This is a genomic window from Chromohalobacter nigrandesensis, from assembly GCF_023061285.1.
In the GTDB taxonomy this organism is placed as follows: Bacteria; Pseudomonadota; Gammaproteobacteria; order Pseudomonadales; family Halomonadaceae; genus Chromohalobacter; species Chromohalobacter nigrandesensis.
This window is the reverse complement of record NZ_JAKGAM010000005.1, coordinates 100,628-118,751: the sequence shown is the minus strand read 5'-3', so window position 1 is coordinate 118,751 and position 18,124 is coordinate 100,628. Positions and strand designations below refer to the sequence as shown.

17 protein-coding genes are annotated in these 18,124 nt (G+C 60.4%); 3 read left to right on the top strand and 14 right to left on the bottom strand.

The window, feature by feature from the left end; all coding sequences use genetic code 11:
* The first annotated feature begins 74 nt into the window (after nt 1-74).
* Nucleotides 75-623, top strand: coding sequence for a thioredoxin family protein (locus tag L1073_RS08580; RefSeq protein WP_246898452.1), 549 nt, complete (start codon nt 75-77; stop codon nt 621-623).
* A 119-nt stretch (nt 624-742) separates the two neighbouring features.
* Here L1073_RS08580 and pcaG read toward each other — a convergent pair whose 3' ends face one another.
* From pcaG to mdlC, 5 genes are all read right to left on the bottom strand, one after another.
* Complete coding sequence (gene pcaG, locus L1073_RS08575) at nt 743-1,375, bottom strand: protocatechuate 3,4-dioxygenase subunit alpha (RefSeq protein ID WP_246898450.1); 633 nt, start codon at nt 1,373-1,375, stop codon at nt 743-745.
* 3 nt (nt 1,376-1,378) lie between these two features.
* A complete protein-coding gene (gene pcaH / locus L1073_RS08570; RefSeq protein WP_246898449.1) occupies nt 1,379-2,125 on the bottom strand; it encodes a protocatechuate 3,4-dioxygenase subunit beta in 747 nt (248 codons plus the stop codon).
* A gap of 172 nt (nt 2,126-2,297) precedes the next feature.
* Nucleotides 2,298-3,224, bottom strand: coding sequence for a pca operon transcription factor PcaQ (pcaQ, locus tag L1073_RS08565; RefSeq protein WP_246898447.1), 927 nt, complete (start codon nt 3,222-3,224; stop codon nt 2,298-2,300).
* Nucleotides 3,225-3,435: 211 nt separating this feature from the next.
* A complete protein-coding gene (locus L1073_RS08560) occupies nt 3,436-4,458 on the bottom strand; it encodes a TRAP transporter substrate-binding protein (RefSeq protein ID WP_246898446.1) in 1,023 nt (340 codons plus the stop codon).
* A 256-nt stretch (nt 4,459-4,714) separates the two neighbouring features.
* Nucleotides 4,715-6,301, bottom strand: a complete 1,587-nt coding sequence (gene mdlC, locus L1073_RS08555) for a benzoylformate decarboxylase (RefSeq protein ID WP_246898444.1) — start codon at nt 6,299-6,301, stop codon at nt 4,715-4,717.
* 97 nt (nt 6,302-6,398) lie between these two features.
* On the opposite strand from mdlC, the gene L1073_RS08550 reads away from it, so the two are divergent.
* Nucleotides 6,399-7,325 carry a LysR family transcriptional regulator gene (locus L1073_RS08550; RefSeq protein ID WP_246898443.1) on the top strand — a complete coding sequence of 309 codons (927 nt, stop codon included), beginning with the start codon at nt 6,399-6,401 and terminating at the stop codon, nt 7,323-7,325.
* 18 nt (nt 7,326-7,343) lie between these two features.
* On the opposite strand, the gene L1073_RS08545 is transcribed toward L1073_RS08550, so the two are convergent.
* From L1073_RS08545 to L1073_RS08505, 9 genes are all read right to left on the bottom strand, one after another.
* Nucleotides 7,344-8,357: a TRAP transporter substrate-binding protein gene (locus tag L1073_RS08545; protein WP_246898441.1), complete on the bottom strand. Its 1,014-nt coding sequence runs from the start codon at nt 8,355-8,357 to the stop codon at nt 7,344-7,346.
* A gap of 71 nt (nt 8,358-8,428) precedes the next feature.
* A complete protein-coding gene (locus L1073_RS08540; RefSeq protein ID WP_246898439.1) occupies nt 8,429-9,715 on the bottom strand; it encodes a TRAP transporter large permease in 1,287 nt (428 codons plus the stop codon).
* Nucleotides 9,708-10,232, bottom strand: coding sequence for a TRAP transporter small permease (locus tag L1073_RS08535; RefSeq protein WP_246898437.1), 525 nt, complete (start codon nt 10,230-10,232; stop codon nt 9,708-9,710). Before L1073_RS08535 ends, L1073_RS08540 begins: the two co-directional genes overlap by 8 nt.
* A gap of 17 nt (nt 10,233-10,249) precedes the next feature.
* Nucleotides 10,250-11,272: a TRAP transporter substrate-binding protein gene (locus tag L1073_RS08530; RefSeq protein ID WP_246898435.1), complete on the bottom strand. Its 1,023-nt coding sequence runs from the start codon at nt 11,270-11,272 to the stop codon at nt 10,250-10,252.
* A gap of 95 nt (nt 11,273-11,367) precedes the next feature.
* Complete coding sequence (gene pcaDC, locus L1073_RS08525) at nt 11,368-12,537, bottom strand: bifunctional 3-oxoadipate enol-lactonase/4-carboxymuconolactone decarboxylase PcaDC (RefSeq protein ID WP_246898433.1); 1,170 nt, start codon at nt 12,535-12,537, stop codon at nt 11,368-11,370.
* A gap of 10 nt (nt 12,538-12,547) precedes the next feature.
* A complete protein-coding gene (pcaF, locus tag L1073_RS08520) occupies nt 12,548-13,753 on the bottom strand; it encodes a 3-oxoadipyl-CoA thiolase (protein ID WP_246898432.1) in 1,206 nt (401 codons plus the stop codon).
* A gap of 10 nt (nt 13,754-13,763) precedes the next feature.
* Nucleotides 13,764-14,540, bottom strand: coding sequence for a CoA-transferase subunit beta (locus L1073_RS08515; RefSeq protein WP_246898430.1), 777 nt, complete (start codon nt 14,538-14,540; stop codon nt 13,764-13,766).
* Nucleotides 14,540-15,358 carry a CoA transferase subunit A gene (locus tag L1073_RS08510; RefSeq protein ID WP_246898428.1) on the bottom strand — a complete coding sequence of 273 codons (819 nt, stop codon included), beginning with the start codon at nt 15,356-15,358 and terminating at the stop codon, nt 14,540-14,542. Before L1073_RS08510 ends, L1073_RS08515 begins: the two co-directional genes overlap by 1 nt.
* A 154-nt stretch (nt 15,359-15,512) precedes the next feature.
* Complete coding sequence (locus L1073_RS08505; RefSeq protein ID WP_246898427.1) at nt 15,513-16,850, bottom strand: class-II fumarase/aspartase family protein; 1,338 nt, start codon at nt 16,848-16,850, stop codon at nt 15,513-15,515.
* A 104-nt stretch (nt 16,851-16,954) separates the two neighbouring features.
* Between L1073_RS08505 and L1073_RS08500 the strand changes: the two genes are divergently transcribed.
* Nucleotides 16,955-17,740 (top strand): IclR family transcriptional regulator domain-containing protein, encoded by a 786-nt coding sequence (locus tag L1073_RS08500; RefSeq protein WP_246898425.1) that lies wholly within the window; start codon nt 16,955-16,957, stop codon nt 17,738-17,740.
* The last annotated feature ends 384 nt before the right edge of the window (nt 17,741-18,124 follow it).

Genomic DNA, 18,124 nt, shown 5'->3' with positions numbered 1-18,124 from the left:
CGCGCCTAGAATGAATGCATGCATCGCGCCTGTTACCAGGCGTGCTTGATATCCATCGCGCACAGGAGGTCCCCATGTCATTGACGCCTTCCACCATGATCGAGCTGGGCTCGCCACTGCCGGCATTTCGTCTTCCCAATGCCGAGGGCAAGGAGGTCGACAGCGCAGACTTCGCCGGACGCCCGGTGCTGGTGGCGTTCATCTGCAATCACTGCCCCTTCGTCAAGCATATCGCGGATGCCTTCGCCGACTTCGCCCGCGAGTACCAGGCCAAGGGGCTGACGGTGATCGCCATCAACAGCAACGACTTTCACGCCCATCCGGACGACAGCCCCGAGCGTATGCGCGAGGAAATCGACGCACGCGGCTACACCTTTCATTATCTGGTGGACGAGAGCCAGGACGTGGCGCGCGCCTTCGAGGCGGCCTGCACGCCGGACTTCTTCCTCTTCGATCATGAGCATCGCCTGGCTTATCGCGGACAGTTCGATGCCAGCCGGCCCAGCAAGGAAACGCCCGCCACCGGGGAGGATCTACGCGCCGCCGCCGACGCCGTGCTCGCGGACCGCGCACCGTCGGCCCAGCAAATCCCCTCCATGGGCTGCAACATCAAATGGAAGTGAGTGCTCTCCAGCGCACAGACGCAAAATCGGCAACGCCAACCAGTCAAAGCATGCTGGTTGGCGTTGCCGATCAAAGGGTGAAGAAAGGTATTGGCGAGCTTAGAAGTCGAAGCCCCTTATTAGAAGTCGAAGAACACCGTCTCGCCCTCGCCCTGGAGGCGAATGTCGAAGCGGTAGCGGGGCTTGTCCTCGCCTTCTTCGCGCGTGGCGATCAGCGTCTGGCGACGGGTGGGTGACTCGACCGCGTTGAGCACCGGGCAAGCCGCGTTGGCCTCGGCTTCGTCCTCGAAGTACAGGCGCGTATGCAACTGAATGTTGATGCCACGCGCGAACACGGCGAGCGTGACGTGCGGCGCCATCAGGCGACCATCGCGACGCGTGACCTGGCCCGGCTTGACGGTGTAAAAACACCACTCGCCGTCGTTTTCCGCCGTGGTCGCAGTGCGTCCGAAGCTGTTGAAGGGCGCGCGTAGATCGAATTCGCACTGGTAGTCGCCATGCGCGTCCGCCTGCCAGGCTTCCAGCAAGGCATCGCGCACCAGGTCGCCGTTGCCGTCGATGACGCGCCCCACGAGCTCGATGGCCTCGCCGTCGGCCTCCGGCGACGCAAGCCGGTTCCAGATTTCTTCCTCGCGCGGCGGCAAGCCGGCGATATCCAGGGCCAGGCCGATATGCACGTAGGGGCCGGCCGTCTGCGACGCGGTTTCACGCAGCATGGTTTCAGCGCAGGGCTGTGAGTTCGGCTGTTGCATGATTTACCCCTGATTCTCGAAATAGGTTTGCAGTTCGCCGCGGACCACCAGGTCGAAACGGTAGGCCAGGCAATCCATCGAGCGGCTACGCGCCATGTCGAGACGACCGGTCATCGTCTCCACGGCCTCGGGATCGCGCAGGGTATGCACGATGGGGCACAGCGGAATCAGCGGGTCACCCTCGAAATACATCTGCGTGATCAAGCGCGTGGAAATCGACGGTCCCATCACCGAGACGTGGATATGCGCCGGGCGCCAGCTATTGATGTTATTGGGCCAGGGATAAGGGCCGGGCTTGACGGTACGGAAGCGATACCAGCCCTCGTCGTCGCTCAAACAACGCCCCACGCCGCCGAAATTGGGGTCGAGCGGCGCCAGGTAGCCGTCCTTCTTGTGGCGGTAGCGCCCACCGGCGTTGGCCTGCCACATTTCCACCAGCGTGTTGGGCACCGGCTTGCCAAACTGATCGACGACGCGGCCGAACATGATGATGCGTTCACCGATGGGCAATCCGGCCTGCCCAGTGCGCGCGGGATCTTCACGATAGTTGAGCAGCAGGTCGTTGTCGTGGGGGCCCATGCGCAGGCGCGAGAAGTCCGGGCCGCCGAGTTCGGAGACGCTGGGCGCCTGCATGCTGACGTAGGCCTGGTTGGGGGAACGCGCCACCGTCGTCTTGTAGCCAGGCGCATAGGCCGGGGGATGCCAGTTACGGTCGCGCTCGACGAAGCGCTTGTTATCGTTGCGAGGCATGCGGATCTCCTGATCGAAAGGACCGCGGCACGAGCGAACGCCGCGATATCATGCCTCATTGTCCGGGCCTGGCCCGGCCTGCCAATTGAAATGGCCGACCACCGCCATAACCCAGAGGATATATCGGCCAAAGGTCTATGCGACCAAGGAATAAGCATGCGACCGAGCGCCGTTACACCGAAGGCGCTGCCATCTCGGCGACGATATCGCGCAGACACGCACTCAAGACATCGACACCGGGGTTGCGCGGCAGGGCGATGTTGGTGCACACCCCGACGGAGCCGCCCCGTGATTCCAGGCGCACGGGCAAGCGTACCAGACGGCCATCGCGGAGATCCTCGCGTACCGCATCGAGAGGCGCGACCCACAGCGCGTCGCTGGCCAGGGCGTAACGACGGCTCAGCGAGAGCGACAAGGTTTCCAACGCGATACGCGGCGGCTCGGCGCCTTGCTCGACCCAGAAGCGCTCGACCTGATCACGCAGGGTGGTCGACGTTGGTGGGACGATCCATGCATGGGCGGTCAACGCTTCGCTTTCCAGTGTGTCGTGCGCCAACAGCGGATGTCCGGCGCGCACCACCAGCACCAGCGGCTCATAATACAGGTGCTCGAACTGCAGGCCGCGAATTTCGCGCGCTTCGCTCATGCGTCCGGCCACCGCGTCCAACTCCCCCATTCGTAGGCGCGAGAGCAGGTACGCGCTGGGCCCTGTCACCACATGAACGCGCCATTGCGGCGCCTGGGCATGCAGGCGATGCAGCGCCCGAGGAAGCAAGCCTTCCTCGACGGTCGACAGCGCCCCCAGACGCACCACCGCTTCCTGCTGAGCGGCGTCCCGTACCGCCTGGAACCCCTCGCCCAGGCTGCGCAGCGCCGGTCCGGCGTGACGCAGCAGGGTCAAACCGGCGGCGGTCAAGGTAGCGCCTTGCGGGCTGCGCTCGAAGAGCGTCGTCTCGAGAATCTCTTCCAGCTCGCGAATCGTCTTGGACATCGCCGGCTGGGTGATGGAAAGCGCCTGCGCGGCCTTGGCCAAGCTCTGCAGTCGCGCGACTTCCTGAAACGCCATGAGATGGCGCAGCTTGACGCGAGCGCTCAGCATCGCGGTGTCCTCACGAATCACGGGCAGGGGTGCAACGCACGCATGAAGCGCGATGTCGCGACCCCGCCAAGGTCGGCATCAGTGAGAAGAGGATACCAGCAGGCGCTTGGTACCGGCCATGGCGACGCAGATTATCGCCATCGACTCATTGCCGTGAAACACAACGGCGCCGCCTCGTAAGGCGACGCCGTGTCACGCGAGTGTGGCTGCATTACAACGCGCATTTGCCATCACGCAAGGACAAGGCCTTATCGTAGATCGCCTGAGCATTGTCGATGCCACGTTCTTTCAGGCGTTCGAGGTAACGTTCGGTGCCACGCTTCAAGGGGCCGGACCACTGCGGGTCATTCAAGGGATCCTCGACGCGATGGATCGTGTCGCCCTGCTCGCGCGCCTGTTCCTTGCCTTGGGTATCGAGCCCGTAGAATACCTTGCCCGCTTTCTCGGCCCAGCGCATGCCGCTGTTGGCATCGATCGCCTTACGCGCCTCGGGTGACAGCGCCTCGTATGTGTCGCGGTTCATGATGGCCATCAGGGCCCCCGTGTAATAGGGAATATCCAAGTGGTAGTTGGCCAGCTCATTGACCTGAAAGACCTTCATGGCCTCCCAGGGCAGGCTCAGGCCATCGATCACGCCACGCTGCATCGAGGTATAGATGTCCGGTGCCGGCATGCCCACCGGATCGGCGCCCATGCTTTCCAGCATGTCACTGGAGACCTCGCTGGGCGTCCGGATACGCAGCCCCGCGAGATCTTCGGGTGACTGCACCTCGGTTTCGCGCGTATGCAGGGGCGCCGGCCCGGTGGTGAAAAAGAACAGCGGATGCGCATCGGCGTACTCGTCACCCAGGTCATTATCGTCGTAGAGCGACTGCAGGATGCATGCCCCTTGCGGCGCGCTGGCGGAGACGCCGGGCAATTGCACGATCTCGGAAAGCGGGAAGCGCCCCGCCGTATAGCCCTGCAGCGTGATGGTGATATCGGCAACGCCGTTGACCACGCCTTCGTAGGCGCTGTTCGCCTTGCTCAACGTCTGCGAGGGGTAGATTTCTACTTGGAGCGCCCCATCGGAATCTTCCTTGACCTGCTTCGCCCAGGCCTCGATGAGATCTTGATTGACGGCGGATTGCGCCGGCCACAGGTGGCCCAGACGCAGCGTGGTATCGGCCTGGACACCGCTTGTCGCAGCGGTAAGCCCGAGCCCCAGAAGGCAGCATGAGATGGCGTGTTTCATTGTATGACCTCGTTATCGTTGTGTGATGTATACGGCCGTGTGGCATTTAGAGTTTCTTGCACAACCCGGCAGATTAAGAGGGCTTTCCGGTGACAAGACTTCGCGAGGGCGCTGTAAACCCTTCCTTGAGCGCTACCTTTGCCATCCATGGCAAAGGACCCTCACTTCGCCTTGTCCCCGACGCCCATTATCGCTGGGAGTTTGGAAATGAGTTCTTATGATCTGGCGTCGTGCTGGTTGGGCAAGACGTGTGTTTTCACGGTTCGATGGTGGTCGTGGAGACTTCGATGACGCGGGGCTTGTCATCATCGAGGGCGGTTTGCAGTGCCGTCTCGAAGGTGTGGCGGGCCGACACGGCCACGGCTTCGACGCCATAGCCCTTGGCCAAGGCACAGAAATCGAGCCCGGGCACGTCGAGTCCGGGTGAGTCCTCGGCATCCAGCAAACGGGAAAACCAGCGCAGCGCCCCGTAGGTGCCGTTCTTCAGGATCACGAAGACCACCGGGATACGATATTGCGCGGCGCTCCACAGCGCGGTGATGGCATAATTCGCCGAGCCATCGCCGATCACGCCGATCACACGACGCTCGGGGCGCGCCAACTGCACGCCGACAGCCGCCGGCAAACCAAAACCCAGCCCACCGGCGGCGGGGAAGAAATAGCTACTGGGATGGCGCATTTCCACACGTTCCCAGAACGCCGTCACCGTCGAAGTCGACTCCTTGACGTAGATCGCATCTTCCGGGGCTAACGCATTCATGACATCGAACACCGTCTCCGGTGTCAGTAGTCCCTCGGGGTCCACTTGCGGTTCGGGCCGCGGCAACGCTTCGGGACGCGCCCGATCGCTCTGCTGGAGACGCGGCATCAAGGCCTCTAGCGTGGCGTGGATGTCACCGATCAGGGCATCGCCCATGGGGGCGCGCGCGGCTTCCTGCATATCGCAGGTAAGATGGATCAACTTGGCGCCCTCGGGCAGGTAACGCCCTGGCGCGTACTGGTGATAGCGGAATACCGGCGCACCGATGACGACGATCAGGTCATGCCCCGCGAGGCGATCCGAAATGCCCTGTATAGCCGCCGGCAAGACGCCACGAAAGCTCGCATGGCGCGTCGGGAAGGGGCAGCGCGAGGCCGACGGCGCCACCCAGGCCGGCGCGTTGATGCGCTCGGCCAGCGTCACAGCCAAGGCGTTGGCACTATACGCATCGACATCCGGCCCCAGCACCAACACCGGATTGCGAGCCGCATTCAAGCGCTCCGCCAGGGCCCCGAGTTGCGCCTCGGAGGGTAGCGCGGCACTGCTCACCTCACGCTCGCTGAGCAGCGCGGTCTCTGCGCTGACCTCATGCCCCCAGTCATCGTGCGGAATCGACACGTAGACCGGCCCCCGCGCCGGCAAGTTGGCGGTGTGGATCGCCTGACTCAAGGCACGTGGCACATCCTCCGGGCAGCTCGGCTCGTAACTCCACTTGACCAACGGTCGTGGCAATTGCGGCGCATCCACGTTGGCCAGCATCGACTCGACACCGATCATCGAGCGCGCCTGCTGGCCAGCAGTCAGCACCAAGGGGGAATGCGAATACCAGGCATTGGTCAACGCGCCCATCGCATTGCCGGACCCAGCAGCAGCATGTAGGTTCACCAGGGCCGGACGTCCACTAGCCAGGGCAAAACCATCCGCCATGCCGACGACGACGCCTTCATGCAACCCCAGAACATAACGGAAATCAGTTGGGAAATTCTTTAAGAAAGGCAACTCATTAGAGCCGGGATTACCGAAGGCAGTCGTCAATCCCTGGCGGCGCAATAGTTCATAAGTCGCAGAATGTACGGTGGGCATAACTACCTCGAAACGTCGTGTTCTAGAACGATAGTTTTCTTGCCAACACTACTCAAATCATTATTCTTTCTATACAAAATAAACAGGACTTATTCGAATGCGCCCTATAGACCTTAATCTCATACGGACATTCGTGACACTGTATGAATCGCGTAGCGTTACCCTCGCCGCGCACCGGCTCAATGTCACCCAACCCTCCGTCAGCTATTCTCTTTCCAGGCTTCGCGAACTTTTCAATGACCCTCTCTTTTCCAGAACGCGCGATGGCATGGAGCCCACTTTCCTTGCCACGCAGGTCTACGCGTCTTTTCGCCATGCCTTGACGCAGATCGAGCACACCATCAGCGACAATCAGCATTTCGATCCTCGCCACTCGCAGCGGCGTTTTCGGCTGGCATTGACCGATTTGGGAGAAACGACACTGCTGCCTGCGATTCTTCAGCGCATGCAGGCGCTAGCGCCACATGTAGAGCTTGAGGTCGTGCCGCTGGAAATAGAGAAGATCAACGCATGGTTCGACAATAAAAGTGTCGATGCCGTGGTTTGTAGCCGGGATATAACGGCGCCCAACCTGGGAAGAAAAGCCATCATCAAGGAGCGCTATGTCTGCTTGCTAAGCAAGCAGCATCCACGCGTTCAGCAGACGCTCGACATGGAGACCTTTACACAAGAACATCACATCGTCATCTCGCCATCATCGGGCCACGGGCTCGTCGAAGATATATTGAAGGCACATGACATCAGCCGCAAAGTCAGCGTCGTCGTGCCTCACTTCTCGGCGTTGCCTCGTATCCTGGATAATTCAGAATTGCTGGCGATACTCCCCCAGCAGATCGCACAAATCTTTGCCCGGGAAGCCGCCCTACAGATATGTGAGCTACCTTTCGACGTACCGAATGTCGAGGTGACACTCTACTGGCCACGCCATTCCGATGACTCATCGGCGCAAGAGTGGTTCCGCCAAACGCTCATCGAGGCCATCGCCCCGGAGCATGAAAAGGACGGTCCGTCAGACACACGCTGACGGACCATGCGGTGTGACTTACGACTCGCAGGATTCCTTGAGGGTCATGACGTTGTCGTACGTTTGGGCCCCTGGTAATCCGTCTTCCTGTAAGTCGCTCACATAACGATTGATCGTGTCCTTGAGAACCGGTCCCCAATCGTCGTCCTGCAACGGGTTATCGATGGTGATGATTTCATCGCCCGCATCGAGTGCTTCCTGGCGGCCTTCCTTACTCAACTCGTCGTAAACGCCACCGGCCTTCATCGACCATTTCATGCCGCTATGCTCGTCGATGACTTTCTTGAGGTCGTCGGGGAGGTTCTCGTAGGTACTCTTATTCATCGTCGCGATCAACGACAAGTCATATAACGGTACCTCGGTGTGATAATTGACGAGCTCGTTGACGCGGAAGGTTTTGGCACCTTCCCAATTGATGCTCAAACCGTCCATAACACCACGTTGCAGGGCAGTATAAATGTCGGGAGCAGGCATACCGACGGGCTGCGCACCGAGATCTTCCATCATGTCACCCACCAACGAAGTTGGACGACGCAGGCGCATACCCTCCAGGTCGCTGGGCTTTTCGAGGAGTTTCTCCTTGGCGTGCAGGTAGCCAGGCCCCGTCGTGAACATGAAAAGCACATGCGAATCGGCGTATTCATCATCGAGGTCGCCTTGATCATAGAGCTTCTGCAAGACACAGGAACCTTGACGACTGCTGTTGGAAACACCGGGGACTTCGATAACCTGGGTCAGGGGAAAACGCCCAGACGTATAGCCTTGGGCCGTCGCCCCGATATCGGCGATACCATCGACCACCGCCTCATAGGTGGCATCTGACTTGGCCAGCGTCTGGCCCGGGAACACCTGCACTTCCAAGCGACCGTCCGACGCGTCTTCCACGCTATCGGCCCATGCCTGGAAGATTTCGGTGTCGATCTTGGAGCCGCCTGGCCACACGTGAGCCAGGCGTAGCGTTTCCGCCTGCGCCAGACTGGGCAAGGCAGCGAGTCCGAGGGTCAAACCGGCGGCGTAGCATATTGTTTTCATTTCAGAACCTCATTATTTGTTTATTGCTATCGTTCGTCCATCAATACAGCTAGCGTTTTCCACTCCTGGAATCAGATGAGAAATAGGGTAAGTACGGGGAACGCAATCAGTAGCGCCAATCGAACGAAATCGGCGGCGATGAAAGGCGCCACTCCCTTGAAGATTTCCCCCAGCCCCACATGGGGTGCCATGGCTTTGATCACGAAGACATTCATCCCCACCGGTGGCGTTATCAGACCTAATTCGACGGTCAAAACGGTCACGATGCCGAACCATACCGGATCGATGCCCACCGTCTGAATGATCGGGAACACGACCGGCACGGTGATTACCAGCATGGCGATCGAATCCATGAACATCCCGAGGATAAAATACAGCAGCAGGATGCATAGCAGCACGACGAGCGGCGTGAGATCCATACTTAACAGGAACTCACTGATAGTGAAGGAGATACGCGAGACCGAAATGAAATAGCCCAGCGTCTCGGCTCCTACCAGCATGAAAAACACCACCGAGGAAAGTGCCAATGTTTCCTGCACGGCCTGCCATAACCCCCTGGCTCGCATCCCTTTGGCCAAGGCATACAACAAGGTCGCGAATGCTCCCACGCTCGCTCCCTCTGTGGGCGTGAAAGCACCGAAGTAGATGCCCAATATGAGCAGCAGAAAAACACCGAAGAAAGGTGACAATCCTGCCAGGGATTTGATTTTATCGCTCCAGGATGTGGGCTCTCCCGCGACCGCAAGCGAAGGTTTGAGCCGCATCACGACGGTGATCGCCAATGAATAGAAAACGAGCCCCATCAGACCGGGTATAAGGCCCGCCATGAACATATCGCCTACCGACTGTTCGGTAAGAATGGCGTAGATCAAAAGCGCGATACTCGGCGGAATCATGATTCCCAGCGTTCCGCCGGCGGCCAGTGCGCCGGTGGCTAGACCACGGTTGTAGCCATAGCGCTCCATCTCGGGCAGCGCGACACGCGTCATGGTGCTTGCCGTCGCAAGAGAAGAACCGGAAATCGCCGAAAAGATTCCGCAGGAACCAATCGCCGAGATCGCCAGCCCCCCTTTCCAACCTCCGCAGATCATGCGTGTAGAATTGAACAATTTACCCGCCATGCCGGAGTGCGCCGCCAAGACACCCATTAAAATGAACATGGGGACCGCACTAAAACTGTAGTTAGACAGTACCTCCACCGGGACGGATTTGACCATCGACAGGGCGGCGCCCATGTTGATGATCTGCGAGAACCCCACGACACCGACGATCAACATCGATAGCGCCACGGGCACACGCAGCATCATCAACACCAGCAGCGAGGCCAGACCGATACCGCCAATCATTTCACTACCCATTGGCGCTTTCCTCCTGTTGGCCGAAGACGCCGCTCAGCAAGACATGCATCAAGCTTCGCAAGCTGAGTAGTGCACTCAGAAAGGCGGCAAACAAATAAATAGGCCCCATGGAAATTCTCAAGTCTTGCGTGACTTCACCATGAGATATGGCACCGAGCCCCGAATTGATCAGACCCACGCACAAGATGATCCCAAGCACCATGAAGCCCAGAAGGTAAAAGCCGTGCAAGCGCGCCTTGAAAACATCGTTCATACGATGGGTCAGCGCTTCGACGACCACCTGGCTTTTCTCGACGCTCGCGGCCATGGCCGCGAGCAGAGAGAACAGCAGCAGGTAGCTGACAAGTTCCACGCTTCCCGACACGCTGAGGGATATCACACCACTAGTAAGATCACTCAAGTAACGCAGACCCACGTCGAGAATGGTGACCGACAGCAACGCCAGAAGCGCTATACCGGCAATGATTCTGCACAGGGAGCCCAGCCAGTGGCTGAGCCGAGTGAGCCCTTGCTGCATACCGTTCTCTCCTAGCCTTATTCGGCTGAGCAGGATTTACGCGCTTCAAGCGCGGCGTAATAGACATCTCGCGCCTGATCGAGACCGCGCGACTCAAGATTACCCAGGTACTGATCGATGCCCGCCTTGAGCGGCTTTTCCCATTCCGAATTCTCGAGCGGATTGTCGATGACACGGATGGTGTGCCCGGCTTCTTCGGCTTCCTTTTTGCCGGCCTTGTCATCGGCAGCAAAGACTTTGCCGGCTTTTTCCGCCCACTTCATGCCGGCGTTCTCGTCGATGGCCTTTTGTTGCTCGGGGGACAGGCTGTCATATTTGTCCTGGCTCATCGTGGCGACGAAGATCAGTGTGTAGAACGGTACCTGCGTGTGGTACTCGGTCAGCTCGTTGAGACGGAAGGTCTTCATGCCTTCCCAGGGAAAGCTCAAGCCATCGAGTACACCGCGCTGCATGGAGGTATAGATTTCCGGTGCCGGCATGCCGGTCGGCTCGGCGCCCATGTTCTTGAGGATGTTGCCCGCCACGGCCGTGGGGCGACGCATGCGCAGTCCTTCGAGGTCCGAGGGTTTCTGCACGTCGGTATCGCGAGTGTGGATATACCCTGGCCCCGTGGTGAACATGAACAGCACGTGGGTATCGTCGTACTCGTCGGCGATCTGACCATCGTCATAGAGCGTTTGCAGCACGCAGGCGCCCTCGGGGGCCGACGACGCCACGCCCGGCAGTTCGACGATCTGGCTCAGCGGAAAGCGACCGTTGGTGTAGCCCTGCGCAGTGATCCCGATATCAGCGATGCCGTTGACAACCGCTTCATACGTTTCATCGGCTTGACTCAAGGTCTGGGAGGGATAGTTCTCGATCGTCAGTGAGCCATTGGAGTCTTCTTCCACTGCTGCGGCCCAGGCTTCGAAGGCATCTTTATTGATCGACGAGGCGCCCGGCCAGAAATGCGACATGCGCAGCGTGGTTTCCGCATGGGCGGTCGAAACGGCTGCCGCCGTTAGGGAGAGGGTGAGCATGCAAGTTAGCGTACGTTTCATGGCATTGATTCCTTTTATTATCTCGAAAGAGGTCCGCTAAGGACCTCTCGCTTCAATCGCCTTCCGAGGAAGGCATTATCCAGGCGGGATTCTCGTTATAGGGTGTTGCCCCAGCCCAGTTTCTTGGCCATCGAGAAGGCATGGTTAGCGGCCGGCACGCCAGCGTAGATCGCCACATGCATCAGCGTCTGGCGCAGTTGCGCTTCACTGAGGCCAATGCGTTGGGCGGTTTTCAGGTGGAGCTCCAGCTCGCCGTCGCGGCCCAGCGCCGCCAGTACCGCCAGGGTGATCATGCTGCGCTCGGTGCGGCTCAAGTCATCGTTGCCCCACAGCTCGCCCCAGGCCATACGCGTGATCATGTTCTGGAACGGTGCATCGAGCGTGGTGGCATTTTCGCTGGCGCGTGCCACGTGCTCATCGCCCAGCACCTGCTTGCGGGTGTCCAGTCCAGCGGCATAGCTCACGCCGTTCTCGTCGGCGTGCTCCTCGCCCAACCAGGCGCGCAGGCGCTTGGCGATCGCCTCGGGCACTTCCACGCTGGGCACGTGGGCGATGTGCTCGAGCACTTCGAGGCGCGCGTCGCCGAACTGGGAAGCGAGCGTTTTCAAGGTCTCAGGGGGCGTGGAAAGATCCTCGCGGCCGCCCAGCAGACGCACGGGACCGGTAACGTCACGCAACCGGCCGGTAAAATCGGTCGCGGCCAGCATTTCGCAGAGCCGCGCGTAACTTTCGGCGTCGGTGCGCGTGAGTTGGGTCTTCCAACCCGCATACGCCGCCGTGTCACGCTGCGCGAACGCCTCGGTAAACCAGCGCGGCACGATCTCGTCGGCCATCGCGGCCAGGCCTTCCTGACGTACCCGCGCCGCCCGCGCATGCCAGTTATCCGGCGTGCCGATGACCGCACCGGTATTGGTGAGCACTACATTGACGAGCCGCTCGGGGCACTGGGCCAGCAACTGCTGGCCGACCACGCCACCGACCGACGTGCCCACGAAGTGAAAGCGCGCAAGGCCCAGGGCATCGGCCAGAGCCAAGGCGTCCTCGGCCAGGTCGTCCGGCGTTACCGACGCTGTCAGGCCAGTGCTTGCGCCATGACCGGGAAAATCCCAAGTCACGCAGCGAAAGCGCCCACGCAGGGCCGTCACCACGCCTTCCCAGACGTCCTGACTCATGCCCAGCGGATGTGCCAACAGCACCGCCGGCAACGCGTTTTCGCCGCTATCGCGATAGGCGATCGTGCGTTCCGCTACCGTCAAGAAAGCCATGCCGTTCTCCTCAAACGCGTTCGATCAAAGTGGCCACACCTTGCCCCACACCGACACACATGGTGCACAGGGCGTAGCGCTTGTTCTGCGCGTGCAATTCATGCACTGCGGTCAGCAGCAAGCGCGCGCCGGACATCCCCAGCGGATGGCCGAGCGCAATTGCCCCGCCGTTGGGATTGACGCGCGGGTCGTCGTCGGCGACGCCCAGCTCGCGCAGGCACGCCAGCCCTTGGGCGGCGAAGGCTTCGTTGAGCTCGATGATGTCGACCTCGTCGATGCCGATACCCAGACGCTCAAGCAGCTTGCGCGTGGCCGGCACCGGGCCCATGCCCATGATCCGTGGCTCCACACCAGCGGTGGCCATGCCCAGAATGCGCGCCATGGGGGTAAGCCCGTGACGCGCAACGGCGGCATCGCTGGCGACCAGCATCGCCGCTGCGCCATCGTTGACGCCGGACGCATTGCCGGCGGTGACACTGCCGCCCTCGCGAAACGGCGTCGGCAACTTGGCCAACTTTTCCAGCGTGGTACCGGCACGCGGATGCTCGTCCTGATCGACGATCAGGGGATCCTGCTTGCGACGTGGCACCTCGACCGGCGTGATTTCCCGCGCCAGACGCCCCGACTGTTGGGCGCGCTCGGTTTTCTGCTGCGAGCGCACGGCGAAGGCATCCTGATCTTCGCGAGAAACATGAAACTGCTCGGCCACGTTCTCGGCGGTCTCGGGCATCGACTCGACACCGTAGTGGCTCTTCATCAGCGGATTGACGAAGCGCCAGCCGATGGTGGTGTCCTCGATCGCCTGAGCACGCGCGAAGGCACTCTCGGCCTTGCCCATCACGAAGGGCGCGCGCGACATGGATTCCACACCGCCTGCCAGGGCCAGTTCGAATTCGCCTGCCTTGATGGCACGGAACGCCGTACCCACGGCGTCCATGCCCGACCCGCACAGGCGGTTCATCGTGGTGCCGGGCACGCTGGTGGGCAGCCCGGCCAGCAACGCCGACATGCGCGCCACGTTGCGATTGTCCTCGCCGGCCTGGTTGGCGCAGCCCATGATCACTTCATCGATGGCCGCCGGATCGAGATCCGGGGCCTGGGCCAGCACGGCGCGGAAGATCGTCGCCGCCAGGTCGTCGGGGCGGACACTGGCCAGCACGCCACCGAAGCGCCCCACGGCGGAACGCGTGGGATGACATAGCCAAACATCGCTCATCGAATTCTCCTCACGCCTCGCCGGCGTGTTTACGTTCGGTACGTGCCTTGAGATCCCGCAGCACTTCCAGCTCGCGTGCATCCGGCGTCGGTGTCGTCTCGAGCTGCTCGGCGAAGCGAATCTCCCAGCCGGTAGCCTCGATCACGTCGTCACGCGTAACGCCGGGATGCAGCGATACGACCACCAACTCTTTGGTCTCGGGATCGGGCTTCATGACACACAGATCGGTGATCACCCGGGTCGGGCCCTTGCCAATGTTGGGCACGCCGTCACGCGTCTTGCCGTCGCGACCGAAACCCAGCGTGGTGATGAAATCCACCTCGTTGACGAAGGTTCGCTTGGAGTGCTTGAGCGTGATGAAGACCTCGCCGGCGCTGGTGGCGATCTCCGGGGCCCCGCCGCCGCCCGGCAAACGTACCTTGGGCGCTTGATAGTCACCGATCAGCGTGGTGTTGAGATTGCAGTAGCGGTCGATCTGCGCGGTCCCCAGGAAGCCCACGTCGACCTTGCCGCCCTGTAGCCAGTAGCGGAACATTTCCGGCACCGAAACGGTGGTCAACGCCGACTCGCACAGCTCGCCGTCGCCGATGGACAGCGGCAACACCTCGGGCTTGGTCTGTAGGGTGCCGGATTCGTAGATCAGCACCACGTCCGGTGCGTGCGTCAGACGTGCCAGGTTAGCGGCCTCGGAGGGCAAGCCGATGCCCACGAAGCAGGTCATGCCGTTTTCCAGCGCTTTCGCCGCCGTCACGGTCATCATTTCCGCGGAGGTGTATTCGTTACTCATCAGGCCTGACCTCCTGCGTTATAGACGTTGTCATCGAGCCATGTCTGGAAGGTGTCGCGGTCGCGAGCAATGGCATCCCAATCCTTGTAGAAACGGTTGTCGCGCGGATAGTAGCCATGCGCGTAGGAGGGATAAGCACCCTTCTCGGCCACTGCAATAGCGTCGATGGCCCAACCGGGAATCACGCAGGCATTGGGGCCGGCTTCAAGGTCATCGACCACTTCCTCGACGGTGACGATGCTCTTGCCCGCGGCGAGGATCGCTTCCTTCTGCACGCCGATGATGCCTTCCACCAGCACGTTGCCCTTGCGATCCGCCTTCTGCGCATGCACCAGGGAGACGTCGGGACGCACCGATGGCACCGCCGCGAGGCGTTCCCCGGTGAACGGACACTCGATGTACTTGATCTGATCATTGACGCTGGGCAGCTCACTGCCCACGTAACCGCGCAACACCGCCAGCGGCAGCCCCGCCGCGCCGGCCTCGAACGCACACGCCATAGCCGCATGACTATGCTCGAAGATCTCCACCTTGTGCGGCCAGCCCTTCTCCACCGCATCACGCAGGCGATGCAGCGACCCCACGCCGGGGTTACCGCCCCAAGAGAAAATCAGTTTCTTGGCACAACCGGCACCGATCAATTGATCGTAGACCAAGTCCGGCGTCATGCGGATCAGCGTCAGGTCACGCTTGCCCTGGCGAATGATCTCGTGCCCAGCGGCAAAGGGAATCAGGTGGGTGAAGCCTTCCATGGCCACGGTGGCGCCATCTTCGACATAGCGCGCCACGGCGTCATGGAGGCTAAGAAATTCGGCCATGCGGATTGCCTCGCAATTTGTTCGCTTGGTGAACACTGGTTTGTGATACGAACAAAATTATCGGGATTGCGACGGCCGGTCAAACACACAAAAGGGCAACGCCTCCACGTTGCCCTTGCGGTAGAAAAACAACTAATGCTTTAAATATAGAGAGTTACATGACTTCCAGCGCATCCAGAACACGCTGAACCTGCCACGGGCTACTACCAATGTATAAACCCGGATCGACACATGCCCGCAGATCCTGAGCATCCACCTGCCTCGCCACCTCCTCGTCAGCCAGCAGCACATCGGCATAATCACGTCGCTCGCGACGCGAGGTTTCGGCGGCCTCCTTGGCAATACGCTGTGCGGCGTCTGCCCCTAGAGCGTCGGCGAGAAAGCGGGCCGCGGGCTCGGCCATGATCGCGCCGCCGGTCAGCGCCAGGTTATGCCGCATCGTCTCGGGGTGTACTTCCAGGCCTTCCCAAAGCTCGACCAGAGATTCCAGGGCACCTTCCATCAGCAGCACGGCATCCAGCATCGGCGCCCACTCGGCATGCCATTCGCCCAACCCCCGTTCGAGCGGCTGCGCCCCAGCATGGCTGAGCGTCGCCACTTGCCCGTGAATCTGGCGCGCCGCGGCCCGCAAGCGCGCGCAAATCACCGGGTTGCGTTTATGGGGCATCGACGACGAACCACCGGCACCAGCAACGGCAGGCTCGCTGACTTCCGCGACTTCCGACTGCGTCAGCAACGAGACATCCAACGCCACTTTCTCGACGCCCACCGCCACCGCATCGATGGCACCGGCCAGGGCCAGGATCGGCTGGCGGTTGGTGTGCCATGGCAGCAGCGGCGACGCGAGCCCAAGCCGCGCGGCGACACGATCCATCACCTCCAGCCCTTGCGCACCCAATCCGGAGTGAACGCCCACCGCACCACCGAATTGCAAGTAGAGCCCTGTCTCGGCCACGCCTTTGAGACGCCGTTCGGCTTGGGCCAGATTCTCTGCCCATTGCGCGACCTTGACCCCGAAGGTGATGGGCAGCGCTTGTTGCATCAGCGTGCGCCCCACCATGGGGGTGCGTGCATGCGTACGCATGAGCACACAGCCCGCCTCACGACTATGTTTCAAGTGCGTCAAGCATGCCTCGAGGCGCGGCTTGAGGAGTAACATCAAGGCCGTATCGAGGATATCCTGGCTGGTCGCACCACGATGAAAACTTCCCTTGAGTTCATCGGGAAGAGCCGCCTTGGCCTGCTTGACGAAAGGAATTGCCGCATTGCCACCCAGAACGGTCTCCTGGGCCATCGACTCCAGGTCAAACACATGCGCGCGCAGAACACGTTCGATGCCATCGGCGGCGCCGGCAGGGAGGATACCCAGCGTTTCCTGTTCGCTGGCGAGAGCGATTTCGACGACCGCCATGGCCTCTATCAGATCGCGGGCTTGGGTCGCCGAACGTCCCGCAGAGCTCATGAAGGGGTGGCGAAGTAGGGTGTCGTACATGCGAGTCTCCAGCCAGAATCAAGGCGAACAAATGTTCGCATTTCGAACTTTATGATAGGTTTGCTCCAAGATACCTGACAATCAACAACGAGGCATCACGGCACATGGCATCACAAGACGGAGCGCTCACGCCCGACGACAGGGATTTCGTTACCGCACTGGCAAGCGGCCTGGAAGTCATCATGGCATTCGATCAGGCCAACCCTCGCATGACACTCAGCGAGGTCGCCACGAAAACCCACATGAACCGCGCCAAGGCCAGGCGTTTCCTGCTGACCTTGCATGCCTTGGGATACGTGCGTAAGCAGGAGCGTTATTTCGAACTTTCACCCAAGGCTCTACAACTGGGTTACGCCTTCCTGTCGGCGAACAACTACCACAACGCCATCCAGAAGTATCTGGAAGACATCACGCAGGAGACCGGCGAATCCTCGTCTCTAGGTGTGCTCGACGGCAAGGATGTCATCTACGTGGCGCGCTCCGCAGCCAAGCATCGGCTGATGGCCATCACGCTTGCGGTAGGCACTCGGCTACCCACCGCCTACACCTCAATGGGACGCATTTTACTGGGCACATTGCCGGATGAAGAGCGCCACCGCATCCTGCAAGAAAGCGAGCTCGTCGCACATACTGCGCACAGCATTACCGACCTTGAAACGCTTGAAGCCGAGATCATCAAAGCTCGAGAGCAAGGCTATTGTATCGTCGACCAGGAGCTCGACTCGGGGCTTCGCTCACTCGCCGTGCCCATATTCAGCGGGGGAGGACGTCTTATCGGCGCGATGAACGTGTCGACGAACTCCGCTCGCGTGCCTCTCGAAAGGCTTGAGGAAAATATCCTACCCTGCTTGAAAGAAAAGGCATTAGAAATAAAAGAAACGTTAATTTAATCGCAAAAAACATGCGTCACAACCAAAGTATAAGAACGTAAAAACCACTTTAATACAAAGCGTTATATCAGCTTCATAACTTACCGCGCCCTTCCTCATTGACAGGAAGGGCGTTTTTTTTCAGCTTCTATGTACGCAAGACGAATCAAGGTTCGTATTGCGAACATAACAGGCAATAAAAAATTAGCCGGAGAACAAAATGTACAGCCAATCCTTCGCTCCATACGCGTGGCTTCCTCCTGAGTTCATGGGGATAGACGAAAGAGGTACGACCTCGCTTCATCAGAAAAAAGCATAGGGAGACGGTGAAAAATTAATTTTCCCGTCGACTCAGAAACGCATACTCATTCATGCGCACCAAGCTCGATAACTTCCTAAAAAGGG

Excerpts from the sequence above, each read along its gene's own strand:
- L1073_RS08535 (WP_246898437.1), bottom strand. The coding sequence starts at position 10,232 with ATGCAGCAAGGGCTCACTCGGCTCAGCCACTGGCTGGGCTCCCTGTGC.
- mdlC (WP_246898444.1), bottom strand. The coding sequence starts at position 6,301 with ATGCCCACCGTACATTCTGCGACTTATGAACTATTGCGCCGCCAGGGA.
- L1073_RS08530 (WP_246898435.1), bottom strand. The coding sequence starts at position 11,272 with ATGAAACGTACGCTAACTTGCATGCTCACCCTCTCCCTAACGGCGGCA.
- L1073_RS08540 (WP_246898439.1), bottom strand. The coding sequence starts at position 9,715 with ATGGGTAGTGAAATGATTGGCGGTATCGGTCTGGCCTCGCTGCTGGTG.
- pcaDC (WP_246898433.1), bottom strand. The coding sequence starts at position 12,537 with ATGGCTTTCTTGACGGTAGCGGAACGCACGATCGCCTATCGCGATAGC.
- pcaH (WP_246898449.1), bottom strand. The coding sequence starts at position 2,125 with ATGCCTCGCAACGATAACAAGCGCTTCGTCGAGCGCGACCGTAACTGG.
- L1073_RS08560 (WP_246898446.1), bottom strand. The coding sequence starts at position 4,458 with ATGAAACACGCCATCTCATGCTGCCTTCTGGGGCTCGGGCTTACCGCT.
- L1073_RS08580 (WP_246898452.1), top strand. The coding sequence starts at position 75 with ATGTCATTGACGCCTTCCACCATGATCGAGCTGGGCTCGCCACTGCCG.
- pcaQ (WP_246898447.1), bottom strand. The coding sequence starts at position 3,224 with ATGCTGAGCGCTCGCGTCAAGCTGCGCCATCTCATGGCGTTTCAGGAA.
- L1073_RS08510 (WP_246898428.1), bottom strand. The coding sequence starts at position 15,358 with ATGGCCGAATTTCTTAGCCTCCATGACGCCGTGGCGCGCTATGTCGAA.
- L1073_RS08505 (WP_246898427.1), bottom strand. The coding sequence starts at position 16,850 with ATGTACGACACCCTACTTCGCCACCCCTTCATGAGCTCTGCGGGACGT.
- pcaF (WP_246898432.1), bottom strand. The coding sequence starts at position 13,753 with ATGAGCGATGTTTGGCTATGTCATCCCACGCGTTCCGCCGTGGGGCGC.
- pcaG (WP_246898450.1), bottom strand. The coding sequence starts at position 1,375 with ATGCAACAGCCGAACTCACAGCCCTGCGCTGAAACCATGCTGCGTGAA.
- L1073_RS08545 (WP_246898441.1), bottom strand. The coding sequence starts at position 8,357 with ATGAAAACAATATGCTACGCCGCCGGTTTGACCCTCGGACTCGCTGCC.
- L1073_RS08500 (WP_246898425.1), top strand. The coding sequence starts at position 16,955 with ATGGCATCACAAGACGGAGCGCTCACGCCCGACGACAGGGATTTCGTT.
- L1073_RS08515 (WP_246898430.1), bottom strand. The coding sequence starts at position 14,540 with ATGAGTAACGAATACACCTCCGCGGAAATGATGACCGTGACGGCGGCG.
- L1073_RS08550 (WP_246898443.1), top strand. The coding sequence starts at position 6,399 with ATGCGCCCTATAGACCTTAATCTCATACGGACATTCGTGACACTGTAT.